This is a genomic window from Brevibacillus brevis NBRC 100599 (genome assembly GCF_000010165.1).
GTDB lineage: Bacteria > Bacillota > Bacilli > Brevibacillales > Brevibacillaceae > Brevibacillus > Brevibacillus brevis_D.
Map to the genome: position 1 here is coordinate 3,073,232 of NC_012491.1, position 22,459 is coordinate 3,095,690.

Annotated in this window: 31 protein-coding genes; 30 read left to right on the forward strand and 1 reads right to left on the reverse strand. The window is 45.8% G+C overall.

Annotated features, from left to right (window positions below; all coding sequences use genetic code 11):
* Positions 1-80: 80 nt before the first annotated feature.
* Entirely contained in the window at positions 81-461 is a 381-nt protein-coding gene (locus BBR47_RS14690; protein WP_015891192.1) for a helix-turn-helix domain-containing protein, read from the reverse strand.
* Positions 462-670: 209 nt separating this feature from the next.
* Here BBR47_RS14690 and BBR47_RS14695 point away from each other — a divergent pair, with 209 nt between their 5' ends.
* The 30 genes from BBR47_RS14695 (at position 671) to BBR47_RS14840 (ending at position 22,454) form a co-directional block, all read left to right on the forward strand.
* On the forward strand, positions 671-889 hold the full coding sequence (locus tag BBR47_RS14695) for a helix-turn-helix domain-containing protein (protein ID WP_015891193.1): 219 nt from the start codon (positions 671-673) through the stop codon (positions 887-889).
* An 825-nt stretch (positions 890-1,714) separates the two neighbouring features.
* The gene (locus tag BBR47_RS14705; RefSeq protein WP_015891195.1) at positions 1,715-1,957 is read left to right on the forward strand and encodes a helix-turn-helix domain-containing protein; all 243 of its coding nucleotides are present in this window, start codon (positions 1,715-1,717) and stop codon (positions 1,955-1,957) included.
* Between the two features lie 36 nt (positions 1,958-1,993).
* Positions 1,994-2,245: a hypothetical protein gene (locus BBR47_RS14710; RefSeq protein ID WP_015891196.1), complete on the forward strand. Its 252-nt coding sequence runs from the start codon at positions 1,994-1,996 to the stop codon at positions 2,243-2,245.
* A 146-nt stretch (positions 2,246-2,391) separates the two neighbouring features.
* Positions 2,392-2,676, forward strand: coding sequence for a hypothetical protein (locus BBR47_RS14715; protein WP_041749433.1), 285 nt, complete (start codon positions 2,392-2,394; stop codon positions 2,674-2,676).
* Entirely contained in the window at positions 2,669-2,950 is a 282-nt protein-coding gene (locus BBR47_RS14720) for a hypothetical protein (RefSeq protein WP_015891199.1), read from the forward strand. The genes BBR47_RS14715 and BBR47_RS14720 overlap by 8 nt, the downstream gene beginning before the upstream one ends.
* Positions 2,947-3,192, forward strand: a complete 246-nt coding sequence (locus BBR47_RS14725) for a hypothetical protein (RefSeq protein ID WP_041749434.1) — start codon at positions 2,947-2,949, stop codon at positions 3,190-3,192. The genes BBR47_RS14720 and BBR47_RS14725 overlap by 4 nt, the downstream gene beginning before the upstream one ends.
* Positions 3,189-3,956: a conserved phage C-terminal domain-containing protein gene (locus tag BBR47_RS29750; protein ID WP_015891200.1), complete on the forward strand. Its 768-nt coding sequence runs from the start codon at positions 3,189-3,191 to the stop codon at positions 3,954-3,956. The genes BBR47_RS14725 and BBR47_RS29750 overlap by 4 nt, the downstream gene beginning before the upstream one ends.
* Before the next feature lie 109 nt (positions 3,957-4,065).
* The gene (locus BBR47_RS14735; RefSeq protein WP_041749435.1) at positions 4,066-4,716 is read left to right on the forward strand and encodes an ATP-binding protein; all 651 of its coding nucleotides are present in this window, start codon (positions 4,066-4,068) and stop codon (positions 4,714-4,716) included.
* Positions 4,709-6,088 carry a replicative DNA helicase gene (gene dnaB / locus BBR47_RS14740; RefSeq protein WP_015891202.1) on the forward strand — a complete coding sequence of 460 codons (1,380 nt, stop codon included), beginning with the start codon at positions 4,709-4,711 and terminating at the stop codon, positions 6,086-6,088. Before BBR47_RS14735 ends, dnaB begins: the two co-directional genes overlap by 8 nt.
* Positions 6,089-6,229: 141 nt before the next feature.
* Entirely contained in the window at positions 6,230-7,006 is a 777-nt protein-coding gene (locus BBR47_RS29755; protein WP_050763832.1) for a Rha family transcriptional regulator, read from the forward strand.
* 22 nt (positions 7,007-7,028) lie between these two features.
* On the forward strand, positions 7,029-7,685 hold the full coding sequence (locus tag BBR47_RS14750) for a hypothetical protein (RefSeq protein ID WP_015891204.1): 657 nt from the start codon (positions 7,029-7,031) through the stop codon (positions 7,683-7,685).
* Between the two features lie 33 nt (positions 7,686-7,718).
* The gene (locus BBR47_RS31260; protein ID WP_015891205.1) at positions 7,719-7,883 is read left to right on the forward strand and encodes a hypothetical protein; all 165 of its coding nucleotides are present in this window, start codon (positions 7,719-7,721) and stop codon (positions 7,881-7,883) included.
* Between the two features lie 145 nt (positions 7,884-8,028).
* Positions 8,029-8,751, forward strand: coding sequence for a glycosyltransferase (locus BBR47_RS14755; RefSeq protein WP_015891206.1), 723 nt, complete (start codon positions 8,029-8,031; stop codon positions 8,749-8,751).
* A gap of 67 nt (positions 8,752-8,818) precedes the next feature.
* A complete protein-coding gene (locus BBR47_RS14760) occupies positions 8,819-9,463 on the forward strand; it encodes a hypothetical protein (protein WP_015891207.1) in 645 nt (214 codons plus the stop codon).
* A gap of 550 nt (positions 9,464-10,013) precedes the next feature.
* Positions 10,014-10,367, forward strand: a complete 354-nt coding sequence (locus BBR47_RS14770) for a P27 family phage terminase small subunit (protein ID WP_015891209.1) — start codon at positions 10,014-10,016, stop codon at positions 10,365-10,367.
* A gap of 22 nt (positions 10,368-10,389) precedes the next feature.
* Entirely contained in the window at positions 10,390-12,084 is a 1,695-nt protein-coding gene (locus tag BBR47_RS14775; protein WP_419761090.1) for a terminase large subunit, read from the forward strand.
* Positions 12,085-12,089: 5 nt separating this feature from the next.
* Positions 12,090-13,304 carry a phage portal protein gene (locus BBR47_RS14780; RefSeq protein WP_015891211.1) on the forward strand — a complete coding sequence of 405 codons (1,215 nt, stop codon included), beginning with the start codon at positions 12,090-12,092 and terminating at the stop codon, positions 13,302-13,304.
* Positions 13,301-13,894, forward strand: a complete 594-nt coding sequence (locus BBR47_RS14785) for an HK97 family phage prohead protease (RefSeq protein WP_015891212.1) — start codon at positions 13,301-13,303, stop codon at positions 13,892-13,894. The genes BBR47_RS14780 and BBR47_RS14785 overlap by 4 nt, the downstream gene beginning before the upstream one ends.
* The gene (locus BBR47_RS14790; protein ID WP_015891213.1) at positions 13,876-15,156 is read left to right on the forward strand and encodes a phage major capsid protein; all 1,281 of its coding nucleotides are present in this window, start codon (positions 13,876-13,878) and stop codon (positions 15,154-15,156) included. Before BBR47_RS14785 ends, BBR47_RS14790 begins: the two co-directional genes overlap by 19 nt.
* Positions 15,157-15,197: 41 nt before the next feature.
* A complete protein-coding gene (locus BBR47_RS31975; RefSeq protein WP_081437242.1) occupies positions 15,198-15,314 on the forward strand; it encodes a Rho termination factor N-terminal domain-containing protein in 117 nt (38 codons plus the stop codon).
* Positions 15,305-15,580 (forward strand): hypothetical protein, encoded by a 276-nt coding sequence (locus tag BBR47_RS14795; protein WP_015891214.1) that lies wholly within the window; start codon positions 15,305-15,307, stop codon positions 15,578-15,580. The genes BBR47_RS31975 and BBR47_RS14795 overlap by 10 nt, the downstream gene beginning before the upstream one ends.
* On the forward strand, positions 15,577-16,194 hold the full coding sequence (locus BBR47_RS29760; RefSeq protein WP_015891215.1) for a phage head closure protein: 618 nt from the start codon (positions 15,577-15,579) through the stop codon (positions 16,192-16,194). The genes BBR47_RS14795 and BBR47_RS29760 overlap by 4 nt, the downstream gene beginning before the upstream one ends.
* Positions 16,191-16,634, forward strand: coding sequence for a phage tail terminator family protein (locus BBR47_RS29765; RefSeq protein ID WP_015891216.1), 444 nt, complete (start codon positions 16,191-16,193; stop codon positions 16,632-16,634). The genes BBR47_RS29760 and BBR47_RS29765 overlap by 4 nt, the downstream gene beginning before the upstream one ends.
* Positions 16,627-17,055, forward strand: a complete 429-nt coding sequence (locus BBR47_RS14810) for an HK97 gp10 family phage protein (RefSeq protein ID WP_015891217.1) — start codon at positions 16,627-16,629, stop codon at positions 17,053-17,055. Before BBR47_RS29765 ends, BBR47_RS14810 begins: the two co-directional genes overlap by 8 nt.
* A gap of 12 nt (positions 17,056-17,067) precedes the next feature.
* Positions 17,068-18,126, forward strand: coding sequence for a phage tail sheath subtilisin-like domain-containing protein (locus BBR47_RS14815; protein WP_015891218.1), 1,059 nt, complete (start codon positions 17,068-17,070; stop codon positions 18,124-18,126).
* 19 nt (positions 18,127-18,145) lie between these two features.
* Entirely contained in the window at positions 18,146-18,580 is a 435-nt protein-coding gene (locus BBR47_RS14820) for a phage tail tube protein (RefSeq protein ID WP_015891219.1), read from the forward strand.
* A gap of 24 nt (positions 18,581-18,604) precedes the next feature.
* The gene (locus BBR47_RS14825; RefSeq protein WP_015891220.1) at positions 18,605-18,988 is read left to right on the forward strand and encodes a phage tail assembly chaperone; all 384 of its coding nucleotides are present in this window, start codon (positions 18,605-18,607) and stop codon (positions 18,986-18,988) included.
* Positions 18,989-19,289: 301 nt separating this feature from the next.
* Positions 19,290-20,999, forward strand: a complete 1,710-nt coding sequence (locus BBR47_RS14830; RefSeq protein WP_155801090.1) for a tape measure protein — start codon at positions 19,290-19,292, stop codon at positions 20,997-20,999.
* A 20-nt stretch (positions 21,000-21,019) separates the two neighbouring features.
* On the forward strand, positions 21,020-21,433 hold the full coding sequence (locus BBR47_RS14835) for a hypothetical protein (RefSeq protein WP_015891222.1): 414 nt from the start codon (positions 21,020-21,022) through the stop codon (positions 21,431-21,433).
* Positions 21,434-21,437: 4 nt separating this feature from the next.
* Complete coding sequence (locus BBR47_RS14840) at positions 21,438-22,454, forward strand: XkdQ/YqbQ family protein (protein ID WP_015891223.1); 1,017 nt, start codon at positions 21,438-21,440, stop codon at positions 22,452-22,454.
* Positions 22,455-22,459: the final 5 nt, after the last annotated feature.

Sequence of the window (22,459 nt, forward strand, 5' to 3'; positions counted from 1 at the left end):
CGTGGATTTAGAAAAATTGCTAGAATACCTAGACCTTATGGGTGTGGATACGGGGGAGTTAGGGAGCTATCTTGAAGGCGTTAGGACTTCCAGCGTTTTAAAGTCATCTCCATAAGCTTGATCAAGTCTTCGGACTCCTCTTTAGATAAAACAGTCCCTTTGTATGAGAGCTTGAAGCTGTTCAATTTCTCAATTGGTATCTCGGCTAACTCCGATTCTTCATGTGAGTCGGGGCTTTTGCTTTTATGCTCATACAAATTTTCGTCTGTTTTACAAAGAAGGTAATCAGTAGTTACCTTGAAAATATCAGATAGTTTCCCAGCTATCTCCGCATTAAGCCCTCGTTTATTTCGCTCAATGTCATACAGGTATTGCGTTGATATACCTAGCTTTGCAGCGACTTCTGGCCCAGACATTTTTAACGACTTTCTTATCTCTCTAATCCTATTATGAGTACTCATATTTCCTCCCAAATAAAGCTATTTGCTGTAACAAGGTTATCATTCAGCTTGATAAAATACAACACGCAAATAGCTGTAAAATTAAGCAAAATAAAGCTTTTTGCGTAATTTAGTGAGATTATCGGCAATAATCACGCGTTTTGCTTGATTTTACGCATTGTTAAATAAAGCTAATAGCTTGATAATGTGATCAAGGAGGTGAACGCAACTTGAATTTTACAAAAGTTGTTTTAAACGCATTAGAAAAAACCAACATGAAAAAAACGGAGCTGGCACGGGCTACGGGATATAGCAATCAATACATTTACGATCTGCTTTCAGGTAAGCGTCGGTGGAATGAAGAAAGCATTAACAAAGTTTGTGGTGCACTTGGGTTCGAAATAGTAATCGAGAGGGAAGAGGACAAAGCCGATGGTGCCACAGTTTAAGCTTACAAAGCTAATAATTGATGGGTTTGAGGTAGACGCACCAGTTGGGTTGTCCGAATTGCTAAACAAGTCTGGTGCCTGGGGGCCGAGGGGAAATGTTGATCGATTAAATCAAAAGACGGAACGACGAAACGGTCGATTGGTAACTACTTTTTTTCTAAAGAAGTGAAGAGAACATTAATTAAAGTCGTTTACATGATTGGAGCTAAACTGGTTGTTCATCTTGAAAGATAAGATCGGAAGGACATCCTGTACCAAAGGGTGATGAGAGAGGGAACTCGTTACGGATGGATTACCAAATGTCTTGAGTTCATTCATAAATGCTGTGGCAGCACCTCCAAGTGTGAGATCGTCAGCGATTCTGTTGACTGACTTGAATTCCTCTATGGCGAGTGAACCAAGTGTAGGCGTATCTCCGAATGGGGTGGAAAGGGTGCCAACAACAATCGAATCCTCAGCAAGTTCCTTAATCGATTTGTTAACGTGTGGGCTTTTTATCCCTCACTTCTGCAAGTTTCCTTGCAGTTCAGCATATCTCATCACCCTCTGGTTCAGGGTGTCGGGCGCTCGTGGATGGTTTATTGGTAGTCGTCCTCACCATCTATGCGTTGCACCTTCCGAAGTACTTTTATCGACTTCCTTCGGCTTGGCTCATGGTTGCCATATCCTTGATAAGACTTAGGTTTTCCATGAATTCACCCGATGCAAAGCTACAAATTTCTTCATAGCAGGGCAATTTCCGTAACGAGTTTCTGTGAATTTCGACAGCGTAGGAGGAAAGTCCTGCCAGTCAATATGGAATTTCGAGGGGAGGTTAGCAAAGGCATGTACCGGATAACTCTACGCGAAGCCCGCTTGAACTGCCGAATGGAGCTGAAAGAAGTATCAGAGAAAACCGGAATTCCCGTTCGTACTCTTAAACGTTGGGAAATTGATAGCGGGAGAGCAGAGTATGAATTGGTTGATAAACTCTTAATCTTGTATGGGTTCATTTCTTGGAATCATATCCATTTCGGTTCAGAATCCGAACTGCTTGCACAAAGGCAAGCGGCAATAGCAAACACTTAAGAACCCGCATGAATTCGAAAGGAGGCTAAATAACGGATGAGACATGAGAATGTCAAGGAAACGCTGGATGGGGTGGATGAGGAGCAGCTTTCGATGATCGTATCTGCTCTTGAGGAAACAGCTAGACGCTATGACCAGCAGGGGATGATTATGGTAGCTCTCAAAATGCGAATTACTGCTGAAAAAGTAACGGAAATAAAAAAAGCTCGGGAGTCCGAACAAGCAGCCAAAATCCTCGGCCGTTTGGCAAAAAAAGAAAAGCCCACCTGCTATGAGCAGATGGGGTAAAACAGTCATTTCCAAAATTGTCTTGGCGGACCAAGGAAATGACAACCGTATCAACGGAGGACAAGCCTCGCTATTAATTATTATAGCGAATGTTGCAAATATGTATACATAAAAGTTTGTCCTCCCACAAAAAGGGAGGGTATAGGGTGGAAACGATATTTCAAGAGGCAGCTACGACGATCCTCGAATTGTCAAAAGGGGTTGGAGTGGATATTGTCCAGTTTATTAAGCCAGACAAAGGTTTTTCAATCATAGAGTGGTGGGAAGAAGTTGTGTCGTGCATGACGCTGGCTGAATTAGAGGAATACATTGTTTCTGCTCCTCAAGGGTCAAGCAATAGTGATCTAGTGCCTATGCTCAAAAATATAGCTATCAAACAGCGTGATCTTCTTCGCCAAGAACAAGGAAAAGGAGTGGAGCTTTATGCATAATCCGAGCAATGTGTCGGTTGACGCCATTAAGCTACTCGGCTTGATGGATGAAGTGTGCGAAAAGCTGGGTTTGAGGTTGCGGGACTACACCACTCCAGAAGATTTGTTCGAAGCTGTGTTCAGTAGAACATCCATTAAGATTCTCAGAAAGCTGGATGAAAAGATGGGTGACGAATACTTGCAGGACGATTTGCTTGGTATCATGCATCGAGCAGTACGCGCACGTATCAGGAAGGTATCTCCTGAAACTGTAGAAAGCGGGCGATCTGCATGAGTAAGACAACAGCGCTTAGCCTATGTGAACGATATGCAGACATCTGCCGTAGAGCTGCAGACGGTGATCCATCTGCACGCGCAATCAAAATAATTACCGAGGCTGTTATAGAAGACAAAATTCACATCGATCAATTACGGATGATTAGCGATGTAAACAAGAAAGTCGGTCCAATAGCAGCATATGAACTGTTCTTAAAGTTTTATCAACAACCGCAACAAGAGGGGGCCACCGCGATTTGAGCATTTTCAGGGTAAGGAAGAACGACAATTTCGTTGTAATGGACAAAACAGCCTTGCATGATGATCGTTTGAGCTGGAAGGCAAAAGGCATTATCGCCTATATGTTGTCGCTGCCCGATGACTGGACATTCTTCGTAGAGGAGTTGGCTACTCACGCATCTGATGGTGAGGACAGTCTAAGAACGGGGCTAAAGGAATTAAAGCGGTTGGGTTATCTACATCGCTTCCCTGTAAAAGAAAACGGCAAGATCGTCAGATGGGAGACACATGTTTTTGAAACGCCACAAGAGGAGTTGCCAGAAGAGGTTAAACCACAACAGGAAAAACCAGAAGTGGAAAAACCAGATGTGGAGTTTCCAGATGTGGAAAATCCGACACTACTAAGTATTAATAATACTAAGTATTTATCTTTACTAAATAATAATGATAATGTCCCTTTTGCTGAAATCATTGAATACCTAAACCAAAAAGCAGGGACAAGCTATCGAGCGACCAGTAAAAAAACAAAGCAGCTTATTACTGCTCGATGGAACGAAGGATTCCGCCTAGATGACTTTATTCGAGTTATTGATAACAAGACGACTGAATGGCTGAACAATCCTGAATGGTCTAAATACCTCAGACCTGAGACGTTGTTTTCGCCTAAGTTTGAAGGATATCTGAATCAAAAGGCTTTTGGCAAAGGAGGCGGAGCAATTGGAACCAATTCGGCAGTCCTTACACCAAGTCGTGAAGAATTGTATCGAAAAGCAGGGATCAAGTGAGCGGAACTGCCCCCATTGCGGAAAGGTTTTAAAACCAATAGAGCTATTTTCCGAGGTAATCGGAAAGTTTCAGGTAACTCCAGTATGCAAGTGTGAAGCGGAGCGGGAAATGGCCGACATCAAACGTTTTGAGAGAGCCAAGCGCAACGGAGAAATACACGAATATAGCGATGATGACCAAATGGTTATAGGGGCTACTTTAACGGAATATGAGACGGAAACTGGAACCATCCGTGGCTTTCAGGTGATCCAGGACTTTACTCGCGGCATCGAGGAGTGGGGAGCCAAAGGAATATACCTATTTGGAGAAAACGGACTCGGAAAGAGCCATCTGCTGTCGGCGGCGACGAAAGAATTGCGAAATCATGGTATCAGTGTCGTGTATACGACAGCCAAACTCTTGATTGCTCATACTCGCAAACCGATCGGCAAATGGGATTACCTAAACGCCTACAGAGCTGCAGATGTTTTGATCATCGACGAGCTGGGCGCAGAGATTCCGGCGGATTGGGAAATGGGGGAATTGTTCACAGTGTTAAACGGTAGACAGAACAGAAGCCCCATATTGTACGGTTCAAACTTTACGGTCAAGGAGCTGGAGTCAAGGTTTAACGAACGCCAAAAAGGATGGGGTACCCGCTTGATGGAGCGCATTATTGAGTCCAGCGTTTTGGAAGAGTTGACCGGAGACAGTCGCCGCTTTGACTTGCACATTGAAAACACGGAGCAACTAAACAGGAGATTGATGAAGCATGATTGATATTCAGGAGATGCCCCACAGCGAAGAAGCGGAGAAAGCGGTACTCGGGGCGATCTTCTGTAAGCCCCCAGTTATTACAAAAGTCATCGATGAGCTAACAGCTATGGATTTCTACCGGACACGACATCAAATCCTCTATCAAGGCATGGCTGACTTGTATGAGAAAGGCGATCCGATTGACCTGGTAACGATAACAAGTCATTTACAAGAAAAGAAGGCGCTCGATAACGTGGGGGGCGTCCCGTACATTACAGAATTGGTTAGCTATACACCGACGGCAGAGAACATCGACTACTATGCAGGGATCGTTTTACACAAGGCCCGGCGCAGAAAGCTTATTGAAATCAACTACCAAGTGTACAAGGACAGTCTCAACAATGAAAATGTCGATGAAGTGCTTGCTCAGTCCGAGAAACTGGCTGCTGAGATTCGGGAACGTGGTAAAAAGCGGTCTGTACGACCAATCAGGGAAGTTGCGCTCGAGGCATACGAAGAAATTGACAGAACGTTTCAGCAGCGCGGGAGGACGATTGGGGTGACGTCTGGATATCCTGATTTGGACAAAATGACAAGCGGATTTCATAAGCAAGATTTGATCATTCTGGCGGCTCGACCATCCATCGGAAAAACAGCTCTGGCGCTAAATATCGCACAGAACGCCTCGAAGAGTATAAGCGAACCAATCATGATCTTCTCATTGGAAATGAGTGCTGGGAAACTTGTGACACGAATGGTGTGTGCGGAAGGCAATATTGACGCCTCAAAGCTACGAAGCGGTTGGCTGGAAGGGGATGACTGGATTCGTTTGACACACGCCTTGGGCATCGTTTCCAAGACCAACATCTATATAGACGATACGCCTGAGATCGCACTTGGAGAGCTTCGGTCAAAATGCCGGAGTATGAAGCAGCAAGAAGGGCTTGGCTTGGTCATCATTGACTACCTAACGAAAATTAGGATGGACAAGCCAGGGCGAAGCAGAGAGCAGGAAGTGTCTGAGATAGCCCGGACACTCAAAAGCATGGCTCGTGAGTTGGAAGTCCCTGTGATCGCGCTCTCTCAGCTCAGTCGCGGTGTAGAACAGCGACAGGATAAGCGGCCGATGATGAGTGACTTACGTGAGTCAGGTCAAATTGAGCAAGAAGCAGATTTGGTCGCCTTTCTCTATCGTGATGATTACTACGATAAAGCAACGGAAAACAAGAACATCTTGGAGGTCATCATTGCGAAACAACGGAACGGACCTATTGGAACGGTGGAGCTGGCATTCCTCAAGGAGTTCAATAAGTTCGTGAGTCTCGATCATCGTTTTGGTAAGCAACAAACAATTGACGATGAACCAGAGGAGCGGGATACGCAATGGCGGCAATGAGAAAGATTGTTTTGAAATGAGTTACCTATTTCATTGGATGCCTGGTTGTAAAATTCTCGGGTTTTAGGCGAATTGGTTGTAATGACCTTTGTCAATATCCACTTAAATTATTCCAAAAATTATTCCGAGGAGGGAAATCCGTTGGACAAGCTCGTTTTCATCGGGAATGGAAAAGCAGTAACAGATAGCCTGTTAGTTGCTGAAAAGTTCGGGAAAGGACACGACAACGTATTACGAGATATACGAAACCTCGATTGCAGCAGTGAATTCCGACTCCTCAATTTTGAGGAGTCAATCTATACGAATGAAAGAGGGCGAGTTTATCCGAAGGTAGATATGACTCGAGACGGGTTTACCTTCTTGGTTATGGGTTATACCGGAAAGGATGCCGGACGATTTAAAGAGGACTATATAAAAGCCTTTAATTTGTTGGAGCAAACAATTTCCCAACAAACACAACCGCAATTGACAACGATGGAAATGGTTGCTTATCTGGCGAATCAGGCGGTCCAGAAAGAAAAGGAGGATGCCCGGCGCGATCAGGAACTAAAGGCGCTAAAGAGCGGCTTTGAAACAATTACAGACAATCTGACGGCTGTGCCGGACGCTGCCAAGGTAGTCGATTTAATTAACGAATACTCTCGCTGGACTAGAATGGGGCACAACGAAATATACAACCGTATCTATGACACGATGAAGGATCAACATGGCATTAACGTCTTAGAGCGGGTGCAGCGGGAGCGAGACAAGATTAATGCCGAACGAATCAAAAGTAACGGCCGGTCATATGCCGAATCAACACTCAAAAAAATGGTCAATGGGATCGATGTCATGGTGCGAATGGGAGTGCTAGACAAGTTTCACTCTATTCTCGTCGGAATGTTAGCTAAAGCAAAAAGTGAACGAATTTTTAACTAAACCACTAAAGGAGCGGATTTATATGACAACCATTCAGATGATTAATTCAAACGCTGGAGAAGCAATGCACCTTTTCGAAGTGATGAAGAAGTATGGAGCAACATGCAGCCTTGAATTTAACAAGGGTATCGGAAATGATCCGTTTATTGGTATCTCCGGGGTAAACGTCGATGTTGAATACCTAGAGGGTGACGTGGCAGTTGAGGGAGATACTCTGATTGTAAAGTTGGGGGAAACAGATTTTGCTTTCGGTTTGAGAGATCATTCATTTAGCAAATTTATTTCTAGCTCCCAAATCACTGTGGCTGTTATGGCAAATGACACCGATTATACTGCTTGGTTCAATAGTAGCGTTATTACTCCAGAAGGAATCGAAGAAGCAAGTAACTACGATGCCACCATTGGCGATAACGATATGAGTGATCCTATTTTCACCTTAGAAGAACAAGAGCTGATCTGCTTTTTAAGAAACCTTGATTTTGACACCGTGTTAGATGCTATATCGGGAATCCATCGCACGGCGGATCAAAGCAAGAATAAAGCGGCAATGCATTCACGAGTTGGAAGGACTCAAACAGCTAACGCATTCGATAAACAGGTTGCCAACCTGGAGCAACTGGCCTACTTACTTGGGAAAGCAAACAAAGACTACAATGCACACGTTTTGCAAGTGGATTAATCTTCTTCACCCACAAACAAGGAGGGAAAAGCGATGCAATGTGCATTTTGTGATGAAGAGATCGTGGGGGACAAGCCAGAGTGGATATTGGTAAACAAGAAACCTTCTGTCGATCATTTTTGTACCTTGGGATGCTTGTCAGGCCATGTGGATGAAATGGCAATCGAGGCGGAAGAGAAAACCGGATTGATTAATTAAATTGATAACGTGTATCCAGTGGCGAGGATCGAATGCACCTGGATACACAAGAGAAATTGTGATTTTGTCCATGTAAACTTGTACCTTTCTCTCTTATAGGAGTTTGAATAAAGTATACAAACTTTCGAAAAAGGGGGAGTGAGCGATGAGAAAAAATATAAACAGCATTCGGGGCGGAGTTTCCGTTATAACTTGCACTAACCGACCACGTTTTTTTAATAACATCATCGCTAATTATAAGACCCAGTTGTATCAGAAAAAAGAGCTGATAATTGTGATAAATAAAGATAGCATGAGCTTGGCAAAATACCGCCAAAAAGTACGGGGCTATAAAAACATTTCTGTCTACAAAGTTCCAGAAAGGGTCTCTTTGGGCAGATGCTTGAATTATGCGATCAGCAAAACGAAATACCCATTCATCGCAAAGTTTGATGATGACGATTACTACTCACCACATTATTTAAAGCAGCAAATGAATGATCTTCATCGTACAGGAGCTGATATGGTTGGGAAAAGAGCATTTATGACTTATCTCCAATCAAGAAAGCTATTAATTTTACGTTACCCTAAACAGCACAATAAGTTCGTGAGGGCGCTTGCAGGGGGAACTATATTATTTAGAAAACGTGTATGTAACCGCGTACGTTTTGCTAACATTTCGCTTGGGGAAGATGCGAAATTTATAAGGGCCTGTCTGGCAAGAGGCTATAAAATTTACGCTTCTCATCCTCGTAATTACATTGCAGTTCGTAGAACGAACAAAAAGAGTCACACTTGGAAAGCCGGAGACAGTTATTTAATGTCGGGAAGTCGGGTTCTGGCGAGGTCGATTCGTTTGCGTATACTCGCTTCTCGAAAATTGATCTAACGTGAAGCGGATGAACAAGAATTGGAATTTAACATAATATTTCACAAGAAAAGGGTAGGCGGTGTAGGTGAACGATAAACTGATCGAACGTGTTTGCGAAAAATGTCCCGCTACTCAATGGGGCAAGAAATCGATCTGTAGTGTCCATAACCTCCACGTTGGTAAAATCGAAACCTGCCCGGAGTGGGACAATTACATCATAGAGAATCAAGGGTTAATGGATCGGAGCGGGCAGCTCGCCTTTATTAATCTTGAGCCAGCTCTTGAAGTAGTCACGAAAGTCGAGGAAGAAATCAAGGGATTTAATTGGATGGTCAAAGAGGTAGAACGTCTGAGGAAGGAAATCGACAGGGCGATATCTTCGAATCCGATGATACAAGAGAAATTAGTCGCTACCTATGGTGATGCAGCAGGTATGCCGAGCGGGAAAGGATTGCGCCTCTCTAGCCTGACCATTTCGGAAGAACGATACGAAAAGCAAATCCAGCGAATGAAAAACCTTGAAGACAAAGTGCGGAAGATAAACGAGTTTGCATTAAACCTCCAGGATGATAAATACAGAACAGTCATGGAATGCATGATGGACGGAATGCGTATGAACAGCATTGCCAGACACGTAGGTGTATCCCGACAACGATTAAACGAGATCAAGCGGGACATTGTGAAACGAATGGCAAGGGAGCTATACAGTGACGAATTGTTAGGCTCCTGACAGGTTGACATATCTGACACATCTGACGCTTTTGACGTTTTTTGCAAATAAATCGGAAACCGCTCTATACTAAGTGTACGCACGATGAATAAGCCGCTCAGGGGAATATACCTGGGCGGTTTTGTTTTGGTCTGACAAATTAGAAAGGGGGAAGAGCATTGAGCCAGTCGGTATACAAGTCACGGCGTTGGAAGCGGAAGCGGGAAGCTATCTTACGAAGAGATAAATACATGTGTCAGGAGAGTAAGCGGTACGGTAAGACTGAACCTGCTACTACTGTGCATCATATTTACCCGTTGGAGTTTTACCCTGAACTAGCGTTCGTGGACTGGAACCTTATTTCTCTCAGTGACAAGCAGCACAATGCTATGCATGACAGGGTGACTCACGAGCTAACAGCATTAGGACAAGCTTGGCAGGAAAGAGTTCGTTCAAAGTTTGAAAAAAAAAATCCCCCCACTTTTTAAAATTTTAAATTTTTTTTCGGTGGACCGACTCGGCCAGCCATTTCCAATAGCGCGAGTTCTGGGAAAATTTTTTTCGGGAGGTGATGGCGGTGACTAAAGTGACGAAAGCGGCGGTGAAACGCACGACCATTCGTGATATGAAAAGCTTGGGAACGTACAAAAAAGAGTACGATCGGATCATCGAAATTTATGCAGAACTGGTGGAGCAATACGCTATTTTGAATGAGCGCTTTGCTTCGGAGGGGTACCAATACGAAGTTTCAACAGCAGATGGTAGTACGAAAAAAGCGCCTATCGTCGCTACACTCGAATCCCTCCGAAAAGATATTTTGGCGTACACGGATCGCTTGTGCTTGAATCCGAAAACCATCGACGGAATCAAGATTGAGAAGAAAAAGACGTCCGCGCTGGCTGCAGCGCTAAGTGGACTTGAGTGAGGCAAAGAACCTTGACGTTGTGATGGAGTACGCCAAGAGCATCGTCGAGGGTAGGAAGATCGCTGGCAGAGAGTTAGTTCAAGCGTGCCGACGATTCCTTAGAGACTTAAAAAAACCGGAGTATGATTTTCGCACGAAAGACGCGGAGTTCGTTATCGGCATTATCGAGCGAACCTTTGTTCATGATAAGGGCGAAGCACTGGACGGTACGCCATTACGTGGGAAGCCGTTTCTCCTTGAACCGTGGCAAAAATTTATCATTTACAACCTGCTTGGATTTTTCAAAGCAGGCACTGAGGAACGCCGATACAAAGAGGCGTTTATTTTTATTCCTCGGAAAAACGGTAAGACTCGGCTCGTTGCCGCGCTTGCTTGGGCGCTTGCGTTGCTTAGTCGAAGATCAGGGGCGACTATCTACATCACGGCCCACGCTTTGAAGCAGTCGAAACAGGCATTCGAGTTCATCCTATTCAACATCAAGAGGATGGGGGAAGAAGAAAGCTTCCGCATCCTGAACAATAACCAGGAACACAGCATCACTGGCGAAATGGGCGACGGCTCAATCTACATTGAAGCCTTGGCAGCAAACCCGGATCGTCAGGATTCGCTGAACTGTAACATTGCCATTGCGGACGAGTTGCACGCCTACACAAAGCCAAAGCAATACAACATCATCAAAGAAGCTATGAAGGCATTTACAAACAAGTTGATGATCGGGATTACGACTGCTGGCGATGATATGAGCAGCTTTTGCTACCAGCGGCTCCAGTATTGCAAAAAAATCCTTGATGGCACAGCCCCTGATGAGGCTTATTTTGTGTTCATCGCCAAAGCTGACCAGGATGAGCGCGGGAATGTAGATTACACGGAACCAGTACAGCATGAAAAAGCGAATCCGAACTACGGTGTGACGATCCGGCCGGAAGATATCCTCAATGACGCACTGCAAGCACAGAACGATCCGCAGCAACGTAAGGATTTTCTGGCGAAATCGCTCAATATTTACACTTCCGCGATGCTTGCCTACTTCGATATCCACGAGTTCCGTGCTAGTGACCGCGAACACAAGTGGACTCTTAAAGAGTTGACCAGTCTGCCGATCATTTGGTATGGCGGAGCGGACATGGCGAAGATGCATGACCTTACCGCAGCAGCGTTGTATGGAGAATACCAAGATATCGCTGTTGTCATCACGCACGCGTGGTTCCCTATTGTCGCGGCGGCGGCGAAGGCGGACGAGGACGGCATCCCACTGTTTGGTTGGCAAGATGATGGATGGTTGACGATGACGAACACGCCCGTTACAAACCATGCAGAAGTGGTCAATTGGTTCGTGGAAATGCGACGGAGCGGGTTCAAAATCAAGCAAATCGGATTTGACCGAAAGTTTTCCGCTGAGTTCTTTCGAGACGCAAAAAATGCAGGTTTTAGGCTGATAGATGAACCGCAATTTTTTTGGCGCAAGTCGCAAGGATTCCGCCGAATTGAACAAAAAGCCAAGTCTGGCAAACTGTATTACCTGCATAGTGAAGCGTACGAATACTGTGTGCAAAACGTAAGGGGCGTAGAGAAGACAGACGACATGATCCAGTATGAAAAAGTCGATGAGAAGAAGCGTATCGACCTTTTTGATGCGTCTGTTTTTGCGTGCGTGCGGTTCATTGAGGATACGGACAAAGGCAAGTCCACCAACGAATGGCTAAAAGGAGGTGAGTAGGTATCATGGGCAAAAGACGGAACCGAACTGGTCCACAATCAAGGTCGGAATCTCAGTCTCCAGTGGGAATTTTCATGGCTGGTGGGGATACATCGATCCTTGTACCGGACGGCTATGTGCGGCTATCAGATAATCCCGAGGTACGAATGGCCATTGGTCGCATTGCGGACCTGATCAGCAGCATGACTGTTCATTTGATGCAGAATGTCGAAGATGGGGATATCCGTGTACGAAATGCCCTGGCGCGTAAAATCGATATCGACCCTTACAGCCCCATGACGCGTAAGGATTGGATGTATTTCATAGTACATACGATGCTGCTGGAGGGAGACGGGAATTGCATCGTGTTCCCAACAACGCGTGACGGGTTAATTGATGAGTTGATTCCGTTGCCATCAAGTATAGTTGGGTTCCCGTCATCGACTCAGAACAGCCTTGGACTAGTGACGGGCTATCAGGTAACGATTCAGGGGCGTATATATGAACACGATGAGGTCCTGCACTTCAAGATCAACCCCGACCCCGAAAGACCTTGGATTGGCCGTGGCTATCGTCTAATCTTGCGGGATGTTATTGGCAATCTAAAACAAGCAGCAGCAACAAAGAAAGCTTTCATGGGGGATAAGTGGCGACCTTCCATCATCGTCAGTGTTGATGCGGATACTTCGCAGTTCACCAGTCAGGAAGAGCGCGACAAAATTATTGAGCGTTACATCGGTGATGGGAAGAGTGGCAAGCCATGGATCATTCCGGAATCGATCATCAAGATTGAACAGGTCCGACCACTCAGCTTGCAAGATATTGCCATTCATGAATCAGTCCAAATCGATAAAAGGACGGTAGCCGCGATGCTGGGCGTACCGCCTTTTTTTGTTGGTGTTGGTGACTTCAAAAAGGATGAGTACAACGCCTTTATCCAGACTCGAATCCTGCCATTAGCGAAAGGAATTGAGCAAGAACTTACGCGCAAATTGCTTTTCGCTTCAGATTTATACTTCAAGTTTAATCCGAGGTCGCTTTACGCCTACGACACGAAGGAACTTGCAGAGGTGGGTAGCAATCTCTACGTCCGTGGCTTGATGTTAGGCAACGAGGTCCGGGATTGGTTGGGCCAATCGCCTCTCGAGGGCCTGAACGAGCGGGTCATCCTGGAAAACTACATTCCTGCTGGCATGATTGGCGATCAGAAGAAATTGAATCAAGGGGGTGATGATGGATGAGTAGGGAATTGAAGCAAACTCGTAGCTTGCTTACAGAACTCAAGACGCGGGCAGAACCGGATAGTCAAGAAATGATCATCGAAGGCTATTTTGCCGTATTCAATCGCCAAACGGAGTTATGGCCGGGAGCATTCGAGGAAATCGAGCCAGGGGCTTTCGATAAAACACTCGGAAATGACATTCGAGCACTTATTAACCATGACACGATGTTTGTCCTAGGACGAAATAAGTCAGGGACACTGGAACTCAGGGTAGACAGCCATGGGCTATGGGGCCGAGTCAAGATCAACCCGAACGACAGTGATGCCGTGAACCTATACGAGCGTGTGAAGCGTGGCGACGTGGACCAGTGTAGCTTTGGCTTCAACATTGTACGAGAGGAAGCGGACTGGCGGGATGACGGAACGGTGAAGTGGACAATCAAAGAGATCGATCTTCATGAAGTTTCCGTTTGTACATTTCCGGCTTATGAGGATACTGGCGTGCAGGCACGAAAGGCAGAGGTCACACAACATCGAGAACGGCAGATGCAGCAGCGCAAACACCAATTGAAAGAGAGGTTGAAAAGGACATGGCTCTTAGACAACTGATGCTGGGTAAAAAGATCGAACAGCGGAAGGCGGCACTGACCGAATTGCTTTCACAGGAAGAAGCCTTTAATACGCGGTCCGCTGAGCTGGAGGTTGCAATTGATGAGGCGAACACAGACGAGGAGATCGCAGCAGTGGAAGAAGAGGTAGGCAAACTGGATGCCGAGAAGGCAGACCTAGCTGAAAAGAAATCAAAGCTGGAGGGCGAGATTGCTGAACTAGAAGGCGAGCTGGACCAGTTGAACAGCAAGGCACCGAGTAACGAATCTCGCAGCAAGCAGAATGACAATGAAAGAGGTGGAAAGGAAATGGGCAAAAGAGCAATCAATCAGGAATATTTCACACGAGAAGTAGAGGACTTTTACGGTGAGCTCCGTTCGCGTTTGCAATCCCGAGCCAACGGCAACGTTCTTCCTCCAGGTGAAGCAGGAGCCGAGCTGGTTATTCCGGATATTGTCGTTAACCGGATTCGCGATCGCATCGGTGATTTTACAACGCTTTATCCTTTGGTGGATAAAATCACAGCGGGTGGACGAGTCAAACTCATTCTTGATGTGGACACTGCCGAGGCTACATGGCTTGAACAACGGGGAGCATTGCCAGAAAATGATGATTCAGCTTTGACTGCCGTTCAGTTCGATGGTTTTAAGGTTGGGCGAGTTGTTTACATCGACAATTCACTGCTGGAAGACAGTATTATCAACCTTGACGATTATTTGACGAAGCGGATCGCACGTTCGATTGCAAAAGCCTTGGACAAGGCTATCTTGACTGGAACTGGTAATGCAGGTAAACAGCCAGAGGGAATTTTGCCAGCAATTCCGGCAGCAAACAAGAAGTCAGCTTCAGCTAAGTATCAGGAACTGGTTCCTCTACTTGGTTTAATTGACACGGGCGAGGATGCATCTGGAGAGATCGTTGCAGTCGTTCATCGCCAAACATACTACGCAAAATTGGCTGTCCTCTCCTTGCATGTAAATTCAGAAGGGAAAGACGTTGTGATGCTGCCTAACTTGTCTCAACCGAATTTCCTTGGTTTGCGAGTTGTGTTTAATAACTATTTGCCAAAGGATAAAATTCTATTTGGTGTGTTTGACAAGTACACCCTTATCGAACGTGAGGGTACACGTGTCGATATGTCAGCCCACTACAAATTCCGCGAGGACCAAACGGCGATTCGGGGCGTTGGTCGATATGACGGGAAACCTGTTAAACCGGAATCGTTCGTCCTTGTGGATATTGCCGCACCAACAAACCCGTAACAGCTTTCAGCAGCCCCGTGACGCAGCCTGACTTAGATGCTATGACCAAAAGCGAATTGCTACAGTTTGCTTCGGAACATGGCATTGAAGGCGTGTCGTCTACTATGCTGAAAGCTGAAATAATCACGGCCATCAAGGGGGCGTTGGGATGGACGTAGAAACAGCCGTAGGGCTTGTGAAAGAGCGTCTAGGCATTCGAACTGCTGTCCGCGATTCTTACCTCACAGCGATTGTCAAAGGTGTCATAACAGAGCTAGAAGATGAAAAAGGGGTGGTGCTGGTTGGAACCAACCCCAATCATCTTCTTTTTGTTTGTGACTATGCCACATGGCGATATCAGAGCCGGGATAGCAAAGAGGCCATGCCAAGACATCTCCAGTTCAGGCTCCACAACTTGATGATTCATGCTGGAGGGAGCAAATGACGTGGGATGAACTTGTAGAGCTGATTACCGTCTTGCAATCGAATGGTGCGACAGCCAGTGTTTCCGAAACAACCCGTAGCGTGTATGCCAATCAAAAGTCTGTGTCACGAACTGAGTTCTATCAGGCCATTGCTAATAACCTCAAGCCAACAGTGGTATTTGAGATCCATTCCTTTGAATACGAAAACGAGCAAAAGCTTAGACACAACGGAAAAGACTATCTGATCTTGAGGACATACAGCAAAGGAGATGAATTGATCGAACTGGTTTGCCAAGCCTATGACGATGTACAGACGAACTTGGCACGACTTCGAGACAAGATTGAAATTTGGAAAAACACATTCGTTGAGAATAGCATGTACGAGCTAATTCCAAAGCCAGAGCTTCTGTATTCCCTGCCTGCACAGGTCGAATTTAAAGGCGGTGCGGAGCGAAATGTCAGCAACACCATTGAGACATCGAACAATGCAACAGTCACGATTCAATATCGCCCAGGTATCACAGCGGATATGTTTGTGAAGATCGAGGGACAACGTTATGACATCCGTTTTATTGAGGACCCGTTCAACCGACATGAAACGCTTGTTTTACAGCTTGAAAGGGTGATTCCATGAGTAGGTTAACGCGAGCTCAGATAAACGGGGCGATCACGAATAAGATCAAGGCCGCATTCCCGAAGGTAAAAATCCACAGTACTGATGTAAAAGAGGGATTTTCCAGACCGTCATTTTTCACAATGCTGGAAACAGGGGTAAATGACTCGACTATGTTTTCCACCTATCGAGAGATGACATGTCGCATTCTCTTTTTCCCATCTGATCGTTACGTTTACAAGGAAGAAGCATATGACGTCCAAGACAAGTTGGATGTGTTGTTTGGGCTCAATTTCGCAGTTGAAGATAGGACGATTACGATAAGCAATGCAAGGTCAAATATCATTGATGGCGTATTGCATTTCGATTTTGATTTCTCTTTTCACGACGATGCTTCAGAAGATCCAATGGATGATGATAATACAGCGAAAATGCAGGAGTTGAGCATAAGTCATGAGTAGCTTTGACGTTGATTGGACAGGTCTGGATGACTTTCTCAGCAATATACGTGACCTGGAGCGTCACTTTCCCAACGAAGCCAAGCGCATGATGCGAAATGCTGGTGGGGTTGCGCGGAAGATGGTACTCAAAAGGGCCAAGCAATCTGTAGTTGAAGATACTGGCGAATACTTTGCGTCCATAAAACGGGGAAAAGCGTGGGTGGACCGGACTACAGGCGAGTATAAGATCAGAGCGTACAGTAAGAGCAGACACGCCCACCTGATCGAGCATGGCCACAGGATGGTAGGTCCTGAACCAAATAAACAAGAGGTTAGTTTCGTGCTCGGCTTTCATGTTTTTGACAAGGCGAGGCAAGAAATCAATCGAGTTTATCCATCTATATTGCAACAAGAATATCAGAAAATACTACAACGATTATAGGAGGTAGACGCCGTGGGGTTGCCAGAAATATCGATCATTTTTTCGTCACTGGCCGTTTCCGCTATTCAGCGAAGCCAGCGCGGTATCGTGTCACTCATACTGAAAGATGGGACAGGATCGTTTGATACGATAGAGTACAAGAATATTTCCGATGTAAAGCCCAGCGATTGGACTGCAAAAAACTTACAATACATCAAGGATGCCTTTTTAGGCGCACCGTCGAAAGTAATCGTGGAACGGATTGCTGCTGCCGCGACCGACTACAACGATGCACTTAACCGTCTGGCAAGCAAACGGTGGAACTATCTAGCTATTCCTGATATTGCAGCAGCGGATTCAACTACCATAGCCACACAGATAAAAACGTGGCGCGAAGTTAACAAAAAAACGTTTAAAGCAGTGCTGCCAAACGTTGCTGCCGATCACGAAGGCATCATTAATTTCACGACCGAGGGTATCAAAGTTGGTTCAAATACGTACACGGCTTCTCAATACACAGCCCGCATCGCTGGGATTCTAGCCGGGTTGCCACTGACTCGGAGTTCTACCTTTTTCGTATTGCCGGAAGTAGAGGCAATCACCGAAAGTGAAACTCCTGACGATGATATTGACAAAGGAAAGCTTATTCTGATCAATGATGGCGACAAAATAAAAATCGCCCGTGGAGTAAATTCCTTGACTACCCTTTCAACCGATAAAAAAGCGGATTTCAAAAAAATCAAGATCATTGAAGGTCACGATCTGGTCAAAGAGGACATTACACGCACCTTCAACGATGAATACGTCGGCAAAGTCAATAACAGTTACGATAACCAAGTGCTGTTTATCATCGCGACTAACTCATATCTTCGCGGGCTGAGAGGGACTATACTCGACCCTGCCGCAGACAATGCTGTTGGTGTCGATGTTGATTCACAGCGGCAAGCATGGGAAAGCATCGGGAAAGACACAAGCACCTGGGACGATCAAAAGGTCAAGGAGAGAACCTTTGAGTCAAAGGTGTTTCTGATGGGCGACAATGTGAAATTTGTGGATGCTGTAGAAGACCTGAAAATGAAAATCTCTGTTTAAGGAAGGAGGGTGACAGCATATGAAGAGGCCAGATGCAAGTCGTGTCATTAACGGAACATATGGACGTATATGGGTGGACGGCGAATTGTGGATGGAAGTAGACGAGTTTGAGGCAAAAATAACCATCGCATACGAAGAGCTCAATTTTGCGAATGAGCCTGGCACCTTTCAGAAAGGTCTTGGCTGGTCCGGGGAAGGCACTATGAAGATTAAGAAAATCTATTCTCGTGTACAACGGAAAATGGCGGCAAATGTGAGAAAAGGCATCTACCCGAGGTCTAGCATAGTAGGTAAAGTCGCTGATCCAGAAGCACACGGGGCTGAACGTGTTGCGCTATATGACACAACCTTTTCAGAGTTCATGCTGCTGAAATTTGCACAAAAAACAGTTGGCTCCGAAGACATCCCGTTTAGATTTAGCGATTATGAAATGTTAGATATGATTCCAGGTTAATACCTGATAAAAATGGAGGATAAAATGGGAAAAACACTTACTGTAAAAGATTTACTTTCGCGCAAAGACCAGATTAAAAACCGCCAGTTAAAAACACTCAAACTTTTTGTCGATTCGCTCGATGGGGAAATTATTATTCAAGAACCACCTAGAGAGATTGCCGTTGAAACGCTTGCGATGGCTCAAGATGACACGATGAAAGCCGATCAGTTTGCAGCGTACCATTGTGTTATCACACCCAATCTAAAAGACCCCGATTTACAGAAGGAGTACGGTTGTGTTGAGCCGACAGATATTGTTGAAATGCTTTTCCGCGCAGGTGAGATTGCAGCTATTAGCGGACATGCTCTAAAACTGTCTGGATTCGCAGGAAGCGTGCGAATGGTGGACGATGAAATAAAAAACTAATTAGTAGTGGTGACGAAGATTTCTATTTTCTCCACCACTACTTGCAAAAAGGATTCACGGCCGAATATCTGCTTAACGTCGATTTTGTAACCAAAAGGTTGATGTTACAGTCTATGGTCGTGGCACTGAAAGAACAGAGTATGTAGATAGGCGCACGCTTGTGCGCCTATTTGCGTTGAAAGCGGGTGGTGAAGTGTCAACAGGTAGTGTTAGCTTAATTTTGCGCCTCAGAGATGGAGTAACATCGATTCTGAACCGGATAGGATCGGGTACCGTCAGATACAGGCGAACACTTCAAGACTTGGAACGACAGGGTAAGCAGACGTGGGATTCGATTAAATCAGGCGCAAAAAATGCGGCTACCGTAGTTGGAATGGCAACAGCGGCTATGGGTACAGCGGCTATCGGATTAGGGATCAAGGCAAATGCAGGAGCAGAAACCGCGGAGAAATCTTTTGATATCCTCCTCGGATCAGCAGCAGCAGCAAAAAATATGGTTCTTGATTTGAAGAAGCTCGCAGCAATATCACCGTTTAACTTTGCCGGGCTCCAGGACGCCGCCAAAATCATGCTAGGCATGGGGTTTGCAGGCGAGGGATTAATCCCCATTATGTATACGCTGGGTGATGCAGTAGCCGCAACAGGAGGTACGGTTGACGAATTCAAGGGGATCGCCTTAGCTATTGGTCAAATCCAATCAAAAGGCAAGGTAAGTGCGGAAGAGATAAACCAATTGGCCGAACGCGGTGTACCAGCCTGGCGCATATTAGCACAAGAGATGGGCAAATCGACTGCTGAGGTCATGAAGATGAGCGAGAGAGGAGAATTGTTTGCGGAAAAGGCAATTCCCCTCTTGTTCAAGGGCTTACAAGGACGATTCAAGGGCTCCATGCAGGAAATGTCAAGCACCTTCACCTATACACTGGAGAACATCAAGGAAACAGGTACACAGATGCTAGCAGACCTGACCAAGCCTTTGTTCCTTTCAATTAGGGAAGATTTGTATGGCATCCAAGCACTCATGGAAAAAGGCACTGAGGCCAAATGGGCGGACGAGTTCTCTGGAAGGTTATTGAAGGTCTACGAGGGTACGAAAAAGATAGCCAAGAACGTGGTGGATTTCTCGTCCTATGTGATTGATAACTGGTCAAAGATCGAACCAATTGTATTCGGTGTTGCATCCGCCTATGGTGCGCTCCATATCGCGATGGGCGTCCTGACCATAAAACAACTAGCTTTAAATGCAGCCATGTACGCCAACCCTATAGGGCTCATCATATTGGGTGTGGGTGTACTGGTCGGGTATTCAATTTGGCTGTGGAACAAGTGGGATGAACTTGGAGAAAAAGGGAAATGGCTGGCGGCTGTACTTGGCGGTCCTTTTGGGGTCTTAATAGGCATATCCAAAGAAGTAGTGAATAACTGGGACGTTATCAAGGAAACTTTGTCATCAACTTGGGATTACATTGTGATTAGAACTGAGGAAGGCACAAACGTTGTGATAGGCACGGCGAACTACTTGATTAACGGATTTAACTTCGCATTCGAGGCGATCAAGTATGGAGCTGCTGTCATGTGGAATGGTCTAGTGACACTGACAGAAAATGGCGTAAGGGATATGCTTATCCCCTTGAATGCAATGCGAGAAATGGCAGGCATGGAAGCCATAGCTGTCAACTTCGGTGCGGTAAAATCATCTGCCGCAGCTCCAACTATGGGCGATACAGAGTATTTCTCGCCAGTTAAGTTCGCAGTAGAGAGGACAAAGCGAGACAAAAACTTTACAGGTATGCAAGACGACATAGCCAGCGCTCGGAAGGAACAACTGGACAAGCGCAAAGCGAGTAGCGAAAAAATGGAACGCGCATTGATGGCCAACACGAATGCGCTTGCTAATAACACCAAGGCAACAGACAAGAATACAAAGGCGACGTTACGCGATAATTTAAGTCCGATAGATTTAGCAGACAGCTTGCTGGGACGAATTGAGCGTCATATGTGGAGCACATAGGGGGTGTTGACTTGATCAATGTGTTCTTGTCGATTAACACCAATGCAGAGGTCTTGCAACTGCCCGTACCTCCATCTGAGTACAACGTACCGTCTCCTTGGGGTACGGAGCAGGTGGACGGGCTGCAACAGTCATTACTATTGATCGGGCTGGAAGGGCTTCAATCCGTCGATATCAAAAGCTTTTTCCCGATCCGAGACTATCCATTCTTGCAAAACCGTAGCATGTGGGGGATGGAGTATGTAAATACAATTAAGCGGTGGCGCAAGATGCGGATTCCGATACGGCTGGTCATCGTTGACTCGCAGGGGGTTCAATCGTTGAACATGGCGGTTGCTATTACGAATTTTGAGCATGGTGTAGGTCGTAGCGGCGATATTGACTATACCTTGCAGATGATAGAATTCCCATTTGTGAGCACGGCAAGGAGCTGACGTGATGTTTCAAGTTCTACTAATCAAAAACGACGGTCAGAAAAGCCACGACCTCACGCCCTTGGTGGGCAGTATCTCATGGGACTCGAATCTGTCTCTTATGTCCGCGATGAGTTTTGATGTGAACTGGTCGGATGCGAAATACTTCCCCGTCAATCCATGCGATCTTGGAGACGTTGTGTTGCTTCTCAAAGATGGTGAAGAAATAAACCGTGGTGTGGTCGTGAAAGAAGGGAGACAGGGACGTAGCGCGATTACATACACCGTATATGATTATGCCTGGTATCTTGGTAAGTCAAAGAGCGTGTATCAATTTAACAAAATCCCAGCATCACAAGCCATTACGAAGATTCTCAGTGATTTCGGTATGCTAATCGGCAATGTTCCGGACATGGCCACTCCAATCGACGACATTTTCTTGGAGAAAAGCCCAGCCGAAATTATTGAGACGATTTACAAGCTGCATGAACGACGGAGCGGTAAACGCTACAACGTCGAGATGCGGCAAGGAAAAATCTATTTCGAGGAAATGAAAGATTTGCTCATCAAAGGCACCTTCAAGCTGGCTGAGAACATCGCACCTGTGGACGTCATGGCAAACCCATTAGGTGCGGATCGCACGAGATCCATTGAGGAAATGCGAAACCGCGTGAAAATCCTTATCGAGCGAAACGAGAAAGAAAAGTCAAAGCCCAAGTATGAGATCGTGGCGATGTCCCAGGACGAGGAACTGATACGAAAATACGGTTTGCTAGAAGACGTGTATAAGATCGATGCAGAGGACGCGGCAAAGGCTCGGGAAGTCTCTCGAATTCTGTTGAAGCGCCTGGCACGAATCCATGAGACAAACAGTATCCAGCTATTGGGTGACGTTGCTTTTAAAGCAGGCCGTCTGCTCGATGTAACGGAGCCAGTCACTGGTATGCAAAATCGATTTATGATTACCAGCGCCAAGCATGAAGTAAGGAATCAAATTCATACGATGCAACTGGATTTGGCTTTACCCGAGGACGTTAAATAGGAGGC

Excerpts from the sequence above, each read along its gene's own strand:
- BBR47_RS14690 (WP_015891192.1), bottom strand. The coding sequence starts at position 461 with ATGAGTACTCATAATAGGATTAGAGAGATAAGAAAGTCGTTAAAAATG.
- BBR47_RS14705 (WP_015891195.1), top strand. The coding sequence starts at position 1,715 with ATGTACCGGATAACTCTACGCGAAGCCCGCTTGAACTGCCGAATGGAG.
- BBR47_RS14710 (WP_015891196.1), top strand. The coding sequence starts at position 1,994 with ATGAGACATGAGAATGTCAAGGAAACGCTGGATGGGGTGGATGAGGAG.
- BBR47_RS14720 (WP_015891199.1), top strand. The coding sequence starts at position 2,669 with ATGCATAATCCGAGCAATGTGTCGGTTGACGCCATTAAGCTACTCGGC.
- BBR47_RS14725 (WP_041749434.1), top strand. The coding sequence starts at position 2,947 with ATGAGTAAGACAACAGCGCTTAGCCTATGTGAACGATATGCAGACATC.
- BBR47_RS14735 (WP_041749435.1), top strand. The coding sequence starts at position 4,066 with ATGGCCGACATCAAACGTTTTGAGAGAGCCAAGCGCAACGGAGAAATA.
- dnaB (WP_015891202.1), top strand. The coding sequence starts at position 4,709 with ATGATTGATATTCAGGAGATGCCCCACAGCGAAGAAGCGGAGAAAGCG.
- BBR47_RS14750 (WP_015891204.1), top strand. The coding sequence starts at position 7,029 with ATGACAACCATTCAGATGATTAATTCAAACGCTGGAGAAGCAATGCAC.
- BBR47_RS31260 (WP_015891205.1), top strand. The coding sequence starts at position 7,719 with ATGCAATGTGCATTTTGTGATGAAGAGATCGTGGGGGACAAGCCAGAG.
- BBR47_RS14755 (WP_015891206.1), top strand. The coding sequence starts at position 8,029 with ATGAGAAAAAATATAAACAGCATTCGGGGCGGAGTTTCCGTTATAACT.
- BBR47_RS14770 (WP_015891209.1), top strand. The coding sequence starts at position 10,014 with ATGGCGGTGACTAAAGTGACGAAAGCGGCGGTGAAACGCACGACCATT.
- BBR47_RS14775 (WP_419761090.1), top strand. The coding sequence starts at position 10,390 with ATGGAGTACGCCAAGAGCATCGTCGAGGGTAGGAAGATCGCTGGCAGA.
- BBR47_RS14780 (WP_015891211.1), top strand. The coding sequence starts at position 12,090 with ATGGGCAAAAGACGGAACCGAACTGGTCCACAATCAAGGTCGGAATCT.
- BBR47_RS14785 (WP_015891212.1), top strand. The coding sequence starts at position 13,301 with ATGAGTAGGGAATTGAAGCAAACTCGTAGCTTGCTTACAGAACTCAAG.
- BBR47_RS14790 (WP_015891213.1), top strand. The coding sequence starts at position 13,876 with ATGGCTCTTAGACAACTGATGCTGGGTAAAAAGATCGAACAGCGGAAG.
- BBR47_RS31975 (WP_081437242.1), top strand. The coding sequence starts at position 15,198 with ATGACCAAAAGCGAATTGCTACAGTTTGCTTCGGAACATGGCATTGAA.
- BBR47_RS14795 (WP_015891214.1), top strand. The coding sequence starts at position 15,305 with ATGGACGTAGAAACAGCCGTAGGGCTTGTGAAAGAGCGTCTAGGCATT.
- BBR47_RS29760 (WP_015891215.1), top strand. The coding sequence starts at position 15,577 with ATGACGTGGGATGAACTTGTAGAGCTGATTACCGTCTTGCAATCGAAT.
- BBR47_RS29765 (WP_015891216.1), top strand. The coding sequence starts at position 16,191 with ATGAGTAGGTTAACGCGAGCTCAGATAAACGGGGCGATCACGAATAAG.
- BBR47_RS14810 (WP_015891217.1), top strand. The coding sequence starts at position 16,627 with ATGAGTAGCTTTGACGTTGATTGGACAGGTCTGGATGACTTTCTCAGC.
- BBR47_RS14820 (WP_015891219.1), top strand. The coding sequence starts at position 18,146 with ATGAAGAGGCCAGATGCAAGTCGTGTCATTAACGGAACATATGGACGT.
- BBR47_RS14825 (WP_015891220.1), top strand. The coding sequence starts at position 18,605 with ATGGGAAAAACACTTACTGTAAAAGATTTACTTTCGCGCAAAGACCAG.
- BBR47_RS14840 (WP_015891223.1), top strand. The coding sequence starts at position 21,438 with ATGTTTCAAGTTCTACTAATCAAAAACGACGGTCAGAAAAGCCACGAC.